Source organism: Streptomyces sp. JL2001 (genome assembly GCF_050917515.1).
Taxonomy (GTDB): Bacteria; Actinomycetota; Actinomycetes; order Streptomycetales; family Streptomycetaceae; genus Streptomyces.
On sequence record NZ_CP169421.1, the window covers coordinates 2,126,386 to 2,139,583 of the forward strand.

Here is a 13,198-nt window from a genome sequence, read left to right on the forward strand (position 1 = left end):
CCGAACCCGGCCATAACAGTTCGGCAGCTTCGCATAACGTCCCCACCCCCGGGGGACGGAAACAGCGGTGACCGGCATCCGCCCGGACAGCGAAGGTAAGTAACCTGGCATCCGGCTGTCCAACCGTCCCCATCCGCCCGGCGGGGGGCAGGGTGGCGCGCAGACGACCACCGGGCGGCAGGAGGGGGCAGACCGACCATGGCACAGCCGGGCGTCGAGACGCGTACGAGGAGTTCTGTGATCACCGCGCGGGCGGCTGCCAGCTTCGATCCTGTCGGGCGGTCCGTCGCGACCGCCCGCGCCTTTGTCCGGGACACCCTCCAGGGATGGGGGTACGGCGAGGTCGTCGACGACGCCGTCGTCCTCACCAGCGAGCTCGTCACCAACGCGGTCGTCCACGCCGGCACCTCCGCCGACGTGCTGTGCCTGCGCAGCGACGACGGCGTACGGGTCGAGGTCGCCGACCGCTATCCCGAACGCGAGATCCCGGTCCAGGGCGGGCGCACCGTCGCCCATCCCGACCGCGAGAACGGCCGGGGCCTGCTCCTGTGCGCCGCCCTCGCCACCCGCTGGGGCGTGGAGTACACCCCCACCCAGAAGCACGTCTGGTTCCAACTCGATCTGCCCGAGCGTCCGATCGGCACCCGCGCCGCGGGCCCGGTGCTGCCCGACGCGCTCCTCCCGGTCGCCGACAGCCGCATCCGGGTGGCCGTCGCCCAGATCGACCGCGGCGGCACCATCAGCGCGTGGAACGAGGACGCCGAGGAGCTCTTCGGGTACAGCTCGGAGCAGGTCACCGGCAAGCCGCTCGGCGACCTCGCCGCCTGGCCCCACACCCCCGGCATCGGCACGGGCCTCGCCGAGGCGCTGCGCCTGTCCCGCTGGGAGGGCAGCTACGGCATCCGCTGCGCCGACGGCCGGGTGATCCCCGTCTACGCCTCGCATCTGCGCGTCCGCGACAGCCAGGGAGAGCCGTCCACGGTCTGCCTCCTGGTCCGCGAGTACGAGCGCGCGATCCTGCAGACCCCGCAGCGCCCCGCGGTCTCCGACTCCGGTGCCGAGAACCGCTCGACCGACCCCTTCGAGGTCTTCATCGGCTCTCCGGCGCCCGACGACCTCGACGGGCTGCTCCAGCGGACGGTGGAGCGCGCCCGGGACATGCTGGACGGCGACTCCGCCTTCCTGCTGCTCGCCACCGACGACGAGACGGAGCTGGAGGTCCGGGCCACCACCGGCCTCCCCTCGGCCCGCCAGCGCTTCGCCCGCGTCCCCGTCGAGACCGGCGCCAGCCGCTACGGCTCCGCACGGATGCCGGCCGTCCACGAGGACCTGGCCGCCGTCCCCGGCGCGGTCCCGCTCCTCGAGGGCACCGGCATGCGCTCGGTCGTCACGGTGCCGCTCAAGGTGGAGGGCCGCCTCACCGGCTCCCTGGGGGTCGCCGCCGAGGGCTCGCACCGCTACTCGAACGAGGAGGCCCTGCGGCTGCAGTTCGCGGCGGACCGGATCGCCCTCGCCGTCGAGTCGGCCCGTCTGGGTGAGCTCGAACGCCTCCGCCGCGGATCGCTCAGCTTCCTCGTCGAGGCCTCGGACCTGCTCGCCGGCACCCTGGACCGGGATCAGACCCTGGCCCTGATGGCGCAGATGACCGTGCCGACGCTGGCGACCTGGTGCGCCGTCTACACGATCGCCGACCAGGCGTCGGACCCGTACCTCTCCTATGTGCTGCACGAGGACGAGGACCGCATCGACGGCCTCAAGGAACTGCTGTCCTCGATCGCCCCGCCGGACCCGGTGCCGACGCCCGGTGCCCGGGTCTGGGCCGCCCCGGGGGACGCCGCCCACCGGGCCGCCGTGAACACGTCCATGCGCGAACTGGGCGGCACCGGCGGTTCGCTGGCCTCCGGTATCGACACGACGCTCGCCACGGCCGCCGCGGTCGGCGGCGAGACGGTGGTACTGCCGCTCGTGGCCCGCAACCGCGTCATCGGCATGCTGACCCTGGGCAAGCCCTCGGACGACCACTTCCGCCAGGAGATCCTGGAGCTCGCCGAGGACCTGTCGCGCCGGGCGGCGCTCGCGCTCGACAACGCCCGCCTCTACTCCGAGCGTGTGGCCATCAGCCAGTCCCTCCAGCGGAGTCTGCTGCCGCCCGGCCTGCCCGACGTCCCGGGCGTCGAGGTCGACGTCATCTACCGCGCGGCCGGCGAGGGCAACGAGGTCGGCGGCGACTTCTACGACCTCTTCCCGATCCGCGACAACGCCTACGGCTTCGCCATCGGCGACGTCTGCGGTACGGGCCCGGAGGCCGCGGCGGTCACGGGCCTGGCCCGCCACGCCCTGCGTCTGCTGGCCCGGGAGGGCTTCGGCGGCCCCGCGGTCCTGGAGCGCCTGAACGCCGCCATTCTCGACGAGGGGGCCCGCAGCCGCTTCCTCACCCTGCTCTACGGCGAGCTGTGGCCGCAGGAGGACGGCTCGGCCCTCCTGAAGGTGGTGTGCGCGGGGCATCCGCTGCCGTTGCGGCTGAGCCAGGACGGCACGGTCGTCCCGGCCGCCGACCCGCAGCCGCTGCTGGGCGTCCTGGAGGACCTGGAGCTCTACGAGCAGACCATCACGCTCGATCCGGGAGATGTCCTGCTGTGCGTGACCGACGGTGTGACGGAGCGCCGGGAGGGCACGCGCATGCTCGGTGACGACGGGCTGGCGGAAGTACTCAGGACGTGTACGGGGCTGACGGCCGGCGCGGTCTCCGCGCGCATCCTGCGCGCGGTGGAGCGTTTCGCCCAGGAGCCGGCGTCGGACGACATGGCGATCCTGGCCATGCGCATCCCGGAGCCCGATCACCGCTGAACAGCAAGAAGGCCCCCCGCCGTTGGGCGGGGGGCCTTCTTGGTTTCTGAGCCCCCATGCGGAATCGAACCGCAGACCTTCTCCTTACCATGGAGACGCTCTACCGACTGAGCTATAGGGGCCTGTTGTTCGCGGGGTTTCCCCTGCGGCAACGAGAAGAAGCATACCCCGAACCGAGCGGATCTCCGAATCGCTCCCCGGGCCTTCTCCGGGGCTTCGGTCGCACCTCGCCCGGGCGGGTCTCCGGCGGCGCCAACTTTCCTTTTGCCCAGGTCAGTTGGCCGGGAGAGGTGGGCGACTCCCGTCGCGCACGCCTCCCTGCCGGCAGGGGGACACCGGCCCCCGAGCGGTGGTCGGCGGCGAAGCGGCCTGGCTGTTGGGCCGTCCGTACGGCCCCTTCCCCAGGGGTCGTTGAGGCCGGCGAGCGCGGACAAGGGCTGCGGGGGTCGGTCCTGACGCGGCGTCCGGTCCCTTTGCCCTCGGATCCCTCCAGGCCTGAACGCAAAAATGCCTCAACCCCCGGACATGGTCCGGGGGTTGAGGCTAAAAATTGTTCGGCGGCGTCCTACTCTCCCACAGGGTCCCCCCTGCAGTACCATCGGCGCTGAAAGGCTTAGCTTCCGGGTTCGGAATGTAACCGGGCGTTTCCCTAACGCTATGACCACCGAAACTCTATGAAATAAACAAACTCCAGCCGACAAGGGGCGAGTTCGTTACTTCAGAACTAACACAGTGGACGCGAGCAACTGAGGACAAGCCCTCGGCCTATTAGTACCGGTCAGCTCCACCCATTACTGGGCTTCCACATCCGGCCTATCAACCCAGTCGTCTACTGGGAGCCTTACCCTCTCAAGGAGGTGGGAATACTCATCTCGAAGCAGGCTTCCCGCTTAGATGCTTTCAGCGGTTATCCCTCCCGAACGTAGCCAACCAGCCATGCCCTTGGCAGGACAACTGGCACACCAGAGGTTCGTCCGTCCCGGTCCTCTCGTACTAGGGACAGCCCTTCTCAATATTCCTACGCGCACAGCGGATAGGGACCGAACTGTCTCACGACGTTCTAAACCCAGCTCGCGTACCGCTTTAATGGGCGAACAGCCCAACCCTTGGGACCGACTCCAGCCCCAGGATGCGACGAGCCGACATCGAGGTGCCAAACCATCCCGTCGATATGGACTCTTGGGGAAGATCAGCCTGTTATCCCCGGGGTACCTTTTATCCGTTGAGCGACGGCGCTTCCACAAGCCACCGCCGGATCACTAGTCCCGACTTTCGTCCCTGCTCGACCCGTCGGTCTCACAGTCAAGCTCCCTTGTGCACTTACACTCAACACCTGATTGCCAACCAGGCTGAGGGAACCTTTGGGCGCCTCCGTTACCCTTTGGGAGGCAACCGCCCCAGTTAAACTACCCATCAGACACTGTCCCTGATCCGGATCACGGACCGAGGTTAGACATCCAGCACGACCAGAGTGGTATTTCAACGGCGACTCCACCATGACTGGCGTCACGGCTTCAAAGTCTCCCACCTATCCTACACAAGCCGAACCGAACACCAATATCAAACTGTAGTAAAGGTCCCGGGGTCTTTCCGTCCTGCTGCGCGAAACGAGCATCTTTACTCGTAGTGCAATTTCACCGGGCCTATGGTTGAGACAGTCGAGAAGTCGTTACGCCATTCGTGCAGGTCGGAACTTACCCGACAAGGAATTTCGCTACCTTAGGATGGTTATAGTTACCACCGCCGTTTACTGGCGCTTAAGTTCTCAGCTTCGCAACCCCGAAAGGTCACTAACCGGTCCCCTTAACGTTCCAGCACCGGGCAGGCGTCAGTCCGTATACATCGCCTTACGGCTTCGCACGGACCTGTGTTTTTAGTAAACAGTCGCTTCTCGCTGGTCTCTGCGGCCACCCCCAGCTCACGGAGTAAATCCGATCACCAGTGATGGCCCCCCTTCTCCCGAAGTTACGGGGGCATTTTGCCGAGTTCCTTAACCATAGTTCACCCGAACGCCTCGGTATTCTCTACCTGACCACCTGAGTCGGTTTAGGGTACGGGCCGCCATGAAACTCGCTAGAGGCTTTTCTCGACAGCATAGGATCATCCACTTCACCACAATCGGCTCGGCATCAGGTCTCAGCCTTAATGTGTGACGGATTTGCCTATCACACGGCCTACACCCTTACCCCGGGACAACCACCGCCCGGGCTGGACTACCTTCCTGCGTCACCCCATCGCTTACCTACTACCATCTTGGGTCAGCGGCTCCACCACTCCCCTTTGCCCGAAGGCTCCAGGGCGGCTTCACGGCCTTAGCATTAATGGGCTCGATATTGGGCGTTTCAAAGCGGGTACCGGAATATCAACCGGTTGTCCATCGACTACGCCTGTCGGCCTCGCCTTAGGTCCCGACTTACCCTGGGCAGATCAGCTTGACCCAGGAACCCTTAGTCAATCGGCGCACACGTTTCTCACGTGTGTATCGCTACTCATGCCTGCATTCTCACTCGTGAACCGTCCACAACTCGCTTCCGCGGCTGCTTCACCCGGCACACGACGCTCCCCTACCCATCACAGCACCCGTTGGGGCTTAATTGCTGCAATGACACGACTTCGGCGGTACGCTTGAGCCCCGCTACATTGTCGGCGCGGAATCACTTGACCAGTGAGCTATTACGCACTCTTTCAAGGGTGGCTGCTTCTAAGCCAACCTCCTGGTTGTCTCTGCGACTCCACATCCTTTCCCACTTAGCGTACGCTTAGGGGCCTTAGTCGATGCTCTGGGCTGTTTCCCTCTCGACCATGGAGCTTATCCCCCACAGTCTCACTGCCGTGCTCTCACTTACCGGCATTCGGAGTTTGGCTAAGGTCAGTAACCCGGTAGGGCCCATCGCCTATCCAGTGCTCTACCTCCGGCAAGAAACACACGACGCTGCACCTAAATGCATTTCGGGGAGAACCAGCTATCACGGAGTTTGATTGGCCTTTCACCCCTAACCACAGGTCATCCCCCAGGTTTTCAACCCTGGTGGGTTCGGTCCTCCACGAAGTCTTACCTCCGCTTCAACCTGCCCATGGCTAGATCACTCCGCTTCGGGTCTAGAGCGTGCAACTCAATCGCCCTATTCGGACTCGCTTTCGCTACGGCTTCCCCACACGGGTTAACCTCGCTACACACCGCTAACTCGCAGGCTCATTCTTCAAAAGGCACGCAGTCACGACCCATTGGGTAAACCCAATGAGCGACGCTCCCACGGCTTGTAGGCACACGGTTTCAGGTACTATTTCACTCCGCTCCCGCGGTACTTTTCACCATTCCCTCACGGTACTATCCGCTATCGGTCACCAGGGAATATTTAGGCTTAGCGGGTGGTCCCGCCAGATTCACACGGGATTTCTCGGGCCCCGTGCTACTTGGGTGTCTCTCAAGCAAGCCGTATGAATTTCAGCTACGGGGGTCTTACCCTCTACGCCGGACCTTTCGCATGTCCTTCGCCTATCCATACGGTTTCTGACTCGCCTCACAGCCGGCAGACTGTGAAAGAGAGATCCCACAACCCCGTATGCGCAACCCCTGCCGGGTATCACACGCATACGGTTTGGCCTCATCCGGTTTCGCTCGCCACTACTCCCGGAATCACGGTTGTTTTCTCTTCCTGAGGGTACTGAGATGTTTCACTTCCCCTCGTTCCCTCCACATGCCCTATGTGTTCAGGCATGGGTGACAGCCCATGACGACTGCCGGGTTTCCCCATTCGGAAACCCCCGGATCAAAGCCTGGTTGACGGCTCCCCGGGGACTATCGTGGCCTCCCACGTCCTTCATCGGTTCCTGGTGCCAAGGCATCCACCGTGCGCCCTTAAAAACTTGGCCACAGATGCTCGCGTCCACTGTGTAGTTCTCAAGCAACGACCAGCCACCCATCACCCTGATTCAAACGAATCAAGTTCACTGGGGCCGGCATCGCGAAGATACAAACCTTACGGCCGTACCCTCAGACACCCAACAACGTGCCAAGCACAGTCAGATCAACGATTCTCGCGTTCCACGCCGAAGCAGTACTGGCGAACTCGTCTCACTCACTGTGCCAACTAATCAACGTTCCACCCATGAGCTGACCGTGCAGAACGTTTGTCTGCAATCGGTACTGTGCTCCTTAGAAAGGAGGTGATCCAGCCGCACCTTCCGGTACGGCTACCTTGTTACGACTTCGTCCCAATCGCCAGTCCCACCTTCGACAGCTCCCTCCCACAAGGGGTTGGGCCACCGGCTTCGGGTGTTACCGACTTTCGTGACGTGACGGGCGGTGTGTACAAGGCCCGGGAACGTATTCACCGCAGCAATGCTGATCTGCGATTACTAGCAACTCCGACTTCATGGGGTCGAGTTGCAGACCCCAATCCGAACTGAGACCGGCTTTTTGAGATTCGCTCCGCCTCACGGCATCGCAGCTCTTTGTACCGGCCATTGTAGCACGTGTGCAGCCCAAGACATAAGGGGCATGATGACTTGACGTCGTCCCCACCTTCCTCCGAGTTGACCCCGGCGGTCTCCTGTGAGTCCCCATCACCCCGAAGGGCATGCTGGCAACACAGGACAAGGGTTGCGCTCGTTGCGGGACTTAACCCAACATCTCACGACACGAGCTGACGACAGCCATGCACCACCTGTATACCGACCACAAGGGGGGCACTATCTCTAATGCTTTCCGGTATATGTCAAGCCTTGGTAAGGTTCTTCGCGTTGCGTCGAATTAAGCCACATGCTCCGCTGCTTGTGCGGGCCCCCGTCAATTCCTTTGAGTTTTAGCCTTGCGGCCGTACTCCCCAGGCGGGGAACTTAATGCGTTAGCTGCGGCACCGACGACGTGGAATGTCGCCAACACCTAGTTCCCAACGTTTACGGCGTGGACTACCAGGGTATCTAATCCTGTTCGCTCCCCACGCTTTCGCTCCTCAGCGTCAGTAATGGCCCAGAGATCCGCCTTCGCCACCGGTGTTCCTCCTGATATCTGCGCATTTCACCGCTACACCAGGAATTCCGATCTCCCCTACCACACTCTAGCCTGCCCGTATCGGATGCAGACCCGGGGTTAAGCCCCGGGCTTTCACACCCGACGTGACAAGCCGCCTACGAGCTCTTTACGCCCAATAATTCCGGACAACGCTTGCGCCCTACGTATTACCGCGGCTGCTGGCACGTAGTTAGCCGGCGCTTCTTCTGCAGGTACCGTCACTTTCGCTTCTTCCCTGCTGAAAGAGGTTTACAACCCGAAGGCCGTCATCCCTCACGCGGCGTCGCTGCATCAGGCTTTCGCCCATTGTGCAATATTCCCCACTGCTGCCTCCCGTAGGAGTCTGGGCCGTGTCTCAGTCCCAGTGTGGCCGGTCGCCCTCTCAGGCCGGCTACCCGTCGTCGCCTTGGTGGGCCATTACCCCACCAACAAGCTGATAGGCCGCGGGCTCATCCTTCACCGCCGGAGCTTTCAACCAGCTTCCATGCGGAAGCCGGTGTTATCCGGTATTAGACCCCGTTTCCAGGGCTTGTCCCAGAGTGAAGGGCAGATTGCCCACGTGTTACTCACCCGTTCGCCACTAATCCACCCCGAAGGGCTTCATCGTTCGACTTGCATGTGTTAAGCACGCCGCCAGCGTTCGTCCTGAGCCAGGATCAAACTCTCCGTGAATGTTTACCCGTAATCGGGTGCACACATCACGAGAGCGGAACGACCAGTCGGAATAGGACCGGTCGTTCACAGCGTCCTCGCTGTGTTTTTTGCCTACCTGCCACAAGGGCCAGTAGGACTTCAAAGGAACCTCGACCATCCGAAGATGGACGGGGTATCAACTAATCTGGCGTTGATTTTTGGCACGCTGTTGAGTTCTCAAGGAACGGACGCTTCCTTCGTACTCACCCTCTCGGGCTTTCCTCCGGGCATTTTCCCTTCGGTCTTTCGTTTTTCCAGCTTAGCAGATCCGATTTCCGTTTCTGCCACCCGCTGGAGCGGGCTGCCTTTCAGGAATTCGCTTTCGCGCTTTCCTTTCCGGCGGTTCCGACTTTATCAGAGATTCTGAGCCGGATTTGCCGCCTCTCCCGTTCGGCCGTTCTGGCACACGACGGTGCCGGGCTCACGTTCAGGCGGAGATGTAAACGTACTGGAGCGGGGCGCCCCGATGCAAATCGAGGGGCCCCGCTCCAGGTCGTGCGCGTGGTGGTGCCGGAGGATCAGACCTCGACGACCACCGGAAGGATCATCGGACGCCGGCGGTAGGTGTCCGAGACCCACTTGCCGATCACGCGCCGGATCAGCTGCTGGAGCTGGTGCGGTTCGACCACACCGTCCTGGGCCGACTTGTTCAGGGCCTGGTCGACCTTCGGGATGACGGCGTCGAACGCCGAGTCCTCGATGCCGGAACCGCGGGCGTGGATGTTCGGGCCGCTGACGATCTTGCCGGTCGAGGAGTCGACCACGACGTAGACCGAGATGATGCCCTCGTCGCCGAGGATCCGGCGGTCCTTGAGGTGGACGTCGGTGACGTCGCCGACCGAGAGGCCGTCGACGTACACGTAACCCGCCTGGACCTTGCCGACGATCCGGGCCTTACCGTCGACCAGGTCGACGACCACGCCGTCCTCGGCGATGACGATGTGGTCCTTGGGGACACCCGTCATCGCGCCGAGTTCGGCGTTGGCGCGCAGGTGGCGCCATTCGCCGTGCACCGGCATCAGGTTCTTCGGCTTGCAGATGTTGTAGAAGTACAGCAGCTCGCCGGCCGAGGCGTGGCCCGAGACGTGCACCTTGGCGTTGCCCTTGTGGATGACGTTCGCGCCCCAGCGGGTCAGGCCGTTGATCACGCGGTAGACCGCGTTCTCGTTGCCGGGGATCAGCGAGGACGCCAGGATCACGGTGTCGCCCTGGACGATCCGGATCTGGTGGTCGCGGTTCGCCATGCGGGACAGCGCCGCCATCGGCTCGCCCTGGGAACCGGTGCAGACGAGCACGACCTCGTCGTCCGGGAGGTCGTCGAGCGTCTTGACGTCGACGACCAGGCCGGCCGGCACCCGCAGGTAGCCCAGGTCACGGGCGATGCCCATGTTGCGGACCATCGAGCGGCCGACGAAGGCGACCCGGCGGCCGTACTCGTGGGCGGCGTCCAGGATCTGCTGGATGCGGTGCACGTGGCTGGCGAAGCTGGCCACGATGATGCGCTTCTGGGCGTTCGCGAAGACGTTCCGCAGGACGTTGGAGATGTCCTTCTCCGGCGGGACGAAACCGGGGACCTCGGCGTTCGTCGAGTCGGTCAGCAGGAGGTCGATGCCCTCCTCGCTGAGCCGCGCGAACGCGTGGAGGTCGGTGAGCCGGCCGTCCATCGGGAGCTGGTCCATCTTGAAGTCGCCGGTGTGCACCGCCATGCCCGCGGGGGTGCGGATGGCGACGGCCAGCGCGTCGGGGATGGAGTGGTTGACCGCGATGAACTCGCAGTCGAAGGGTCCGAGCTGCTCGCGCTGCCCCTCGACCACCTCGAGGGTGTAGGGGCGGATGCGGTGCTCCTGGAGCTTGGCCTCGATGAGCGCGAGGGTCAGCTTGGAGCCGATCAGCGGGATGTCCGGCTTGAGCCGGAGCAGGTACGGGACGGCGCCGATGTGGTCCTCGTGGCCGTGCGTGAGCACGATGCCCTCGACCTCGTCGAGGCGGTCCCTGATGGTGGTGAAGTCGGGCAGGATCAGATCGATGCCCGGCTGCTCCTCCTCGGGGAAGAGGACGCCGCAGTCGACGATGAGCAGGCGGCCTTCGTACTCGAAGACCGTCATGTTGCGGCCGATCTCGCCGAGCCCGCCGAGCGGGGTGACGCGCAGGCCACCCTTGGGGAGCTTCGGCGGGGCGCCGAGTTCGGGATGCGGATGACTCAAAAGACTCTCCTCACCACACGCGCCACGTACCGCTTGGGCACGTGGCGCGCATGACATTCGTGCACTTGCTGTTGTCTGTCGGTCGGCCTCGTCGGACGCGGGATGCGCGGTACGTGCTGCGTGGTGCGTCCGCAGGCCGGTATTCACTTGTGAAGTCTGATGTCAGAGATCTACCCCGCCGGCGGCGAGATCGATCTTGAGCTGGGCGGTTTCCTCGGGCGAGAGCTCCACGAGCGGCAGCCGCAGGGGGCCGGCCGGGAGTCCCTGGAGGGCGAGGGCGGCCTTGGTGGTGATGACGCCCTGGGTGCGGAACATGCCGGTGAACACCGGGAGCAGCTTCTGGTGGATCTCGGTGGCCTTCTGCACGTCGCCGTTGAGGTACGCGTCGAGCAGGGCGCGGAGCTCGGGGCTCACGACGTGGCCGACGACGGAGACGAAGCCGCAGGCGCCCACGGAGAGCAGCGGCAGGTTGAGCATGTCGTCGCCGGAGTACCAGGCCAGGCCGGACCGGGTGATGGCCCAGCTCGCGCGGCCCAGGTCGCCCTTGGCGTCCTTGTTCGCGACGATCCGGGGGTGCTCGGCCAGACGGACGATCGTCTCGGTGGCGATCGGGACGCCGCTGCGGCCGGGGATGTCGTACAGCATCACCGGGAGGCCGGTGGAGTCGGCGATCGCCGAGAAGTGCCGGTACAGGCCCTCCTGCGGGGGCTTGTTGTAGTACGGCGTGACCGCGAGCAGGCCGTGCGCGCCGTCGCGTTCGGCGGTGCGGGCGAGCTCGAGGGAGTGGTGCGTGTCGTTGGTCCCGATGCCGGCGACGACGTGGGCGCGGTCGCCCACCGCCTCCAGTACGGCCCGTACGAGCTCAGATTTCTCCGCGTCGGTGGTGGTCGGGGACTCGCCGGTGGTGCCGTTGACGACGAGGCCGTCGTTGCCTGCGTCCACCAGATGGGCCGCCAGTCGCTGCGCGCCGTCGAGGTCGAGTGCGCCGTCCGCCGTGAAGGGCGTGACCATGGCGGTGAGGACCCGCCCGAAGGGGGTCTGCGGAGTGGAGATCGGAGCCATGGGTAACACGCTACTCGCTGCTCAGCGCCCGGTCCCCCCTCGGGGGACGTGTGAAGAGGAGCCCGGCACTGCCTGCTCGGGGGTTCAAGCAGTGCCGGGTCCGTTTGATCAGCCTAGATGAACTTCGTGAAACGCCGCAATACGGACACTTCGTGTGAGGGTTCGTACTGGTGTGCCTTACGGGGCTACACGGCCGTTCTGATTGAAGGCCGCGTAGGTCAGCGGCATGAGCTCGGCCCAGTGCCGCTCCATCTTTTCGCCGACCATCTCGATCTCCCGCTGCGGGAACGACGGCACCTTGGCCAGCTCGTGCTGGGTGCGCAGGCCGAGGAAGTGCATGAGCGAGCGGGCGTTGCAGGTGGCGTACATCGAGGAGAAGAGACCGACGGGCAGGACCGCCCGGGCCACCTCGCGGGCGACGCCGGCGGCGAGCATCTCCTGGTACGCCTCGTACGCCCGGACGTAGGAGTCCTCCATCGTCCGGCCGACCAGCTCCTGCTGGGCCTGGCTGCCCTCGACGAAGACGTACTTGCCCGGGCGGCCCTCCTGGACCAGCTTGCGGGAGGCGTCCGGCACGTAGAAGACCGGCTCCAGCTCCCTGTAGCGGCCCGACTCCTCGTTGTACGACCAGCCCACGCGGTGGCGCATGAACTCGCGGAAGACGAAGATCGGGGCACTGATGAAGAAGGTCATCGAGTTGTGCTCGAACGGGCTGCCGTGCCGGTCCCGCATCAGGTAGTTGATGAGCCCCTTGGACCGCTCGGGGTCCTTCTGCAGCTCTTCGAGCGACTGCTCACCCGCGGTGGAGACGCGGGCCGCCCACAGCACGTCGGAGTCGGCGGCACTGTGCTTCACCAGCTCGACGGTCACATCGCTGCGGAAAGCGGGCTTGAGGTCTGCGGTGGGGGTGTCGGTCACCGACGGGTCCTTCCGATGGCATCGCACGGGCGGCGCCCACTCTACGGGGACCCGCCGACAGCCCCGGGACGCACCCGCCCGGACGACGTTCTTTGGCCGATTCGGGGAAAACTCAGGGAAAACGGCACCGAACGGCGACTTCGCTCGTCTGTCCCTGTGACACCCGCACACCACGCACCCAGCCCAGAGGAGTGTTCCCGATGTTCCGCCGGCGAGAGCCCGTCCCGTTCTCCTTCGTCGCCGAGGCCGACCGATTCCGCAGTAACGTCACTCCGCCGCCCAGGGAGCGCCTCGCGGCCTCCGAGGTCGTGGGCCGTACGCTGGTCGGGCTGACCGTCGTGGCCGGGCTCGTCGGGTCGTTGCTCTTCGGCATGCCGTCCCTGCAGTCGGGCGCGGCGGAGGGGCATCGGCAGCAGGCCGAGGCGTCCGACGGCCGTTGATCTGTACGGCCACCCTGGGG

6 protein-coding genes, 1 tRNA gene and 3 rRNA genes are annotated in these 13,198 nt (G+C 64.6%); 3 read left to right on the top strand and 7 right to left on the bottom strand.

From position 1 onward, the window contains the following. Positions 1 to 198: 198 nt before the first annotated feature. A complete protein-coding gene (locus ACE1OA_RS09205) occupies positions 199 to 2,847 on the top strand; it encodes a SpoIIE family protein phosphatase (RefSeq protein WP_384867770.1) in 2,649 nt (882 codons plus the stop codon). 49 nt (positions 2,848 to 2,896) lie between these two features. Here ACE1OA_RS09205 and ACE1OA_RS09210 read toward each other — a convergent pair. The 4 genes from ACE1OA_RS09210 to ACE1OA_RS09225 form a co-directional block, all read right to left on the bottom strand. Continuing rightward, a tRNA-Thr gene (locus ACE1OA_RS09210) sits at positions 2,897 to 2,969 on the bottom strand. Positions 2,970 to 3,399: 430 nt separating this feature from the next. Then, positions 3,400 to 3,516, bottom strand: a 5S ribosomal RNA gene (gene rrf, locus ACE1OA_RS09215). A gap of 79 nt (positions 3,517 to 3,595) precedes the next feature. Then, positions 3,596 to 6,720, bottom strand: a 23S ribosomal RNA gene (locus tag ACE1OA_RS09220). A 287-nt stretch (positions 6,721 to 7,007) separates the two neighbouring features. Next, positions 7,008 to 8,533, bottom strand: a 16S ribosomal RNA gene (locus tag ACE1OA_RS09225). Together the 16S, 23S and 5S rRNA genes with 1 tRNA gene alongside form the textbook arrangement of a ribosomal RNA operon. Before the next feature lie 82 nt (positions 8,534 to 8,615). On the opposite strand from ACE1OA_RS09225, the gene ACE1OA_RS09230 reads away from it, so the two are divergent. Beyond that, the gene (locus ACE1OA_RS09230) at positions 8,616 to 8,921 is read left to right on the top strand and encodes a hypothetical protein (RefSeq protein WP_432752623.1); all 306 of its coding nucleotides are present in this window, start codon (positions 8,616 to 8,618) and stop codon (positions 8,919 to 8,921) included. A gap of 151 nt (positions 8,922 to 9,072) precedes the next feature. Here ACE1OA_RS09230 and ACE1OA_RS09235 read toward each other — a convergent pair whose 3' ends face one another. The 3 genes from ACE1OA_RS09235 to thyX form a co-directional block, all read right to left on the bottom strand. After that, the gene (locus ACE1OA_RS09235; protein WP_356609329.1) at positions 9,073 to 10,758 is read right to left on the bottom strand and encodes a ribonuclease J; all 1,686 of its coding nucleotides are present in this window, start codon (positions 10,756 to 10,758) and stop codon (positions 9,073 to 9,075) included. Between the two features lie 162 nt (positions 10,759 to 10,920). Then, a complete protein-coding gene (gene dapA / locus ACE1OA_RS09240; protein WP_356609331.1) occupies positions 10,921 to 11,820 on the bottom strand; it encodes a 4-hydroxy-tetrahydrodipicolinate synthase in 900 nt (299 codons plus the stop codon). 177 nt (positions 11,821 to 11,997) lie between these two features. Beyond that, positions 11,998 to 12,738: an FAD-dependent thymidylate synthase gene (gene thyX, locus ACE1OA_RS09245; protein ID WP_356609333.1), complete on the bottom strand. Its 741-nt coding sequence runs from the start codon at positions 12,736 to 12,738 to the stop codon at positions 11,998 to 12,000. A gap of 200 nt (positions 12,739 to 12,938) precedes the next feature. Between thyX and ACE1OA_RS09250 the strand changes: the two genes are divergently transcribed. Continuing rightward, positions 12,939 to 13,178, top strand: coding sequence for a hypothetical protein (locus ACE1OA_RS09250; protein WP_356609335.1), 240 nt, complete (start codon positions 12,939 to 12,941; stop codon positions 13,176 to 13,178). Positions 13,179 to 13,198 lie beyond the last annotated feature (20 nt).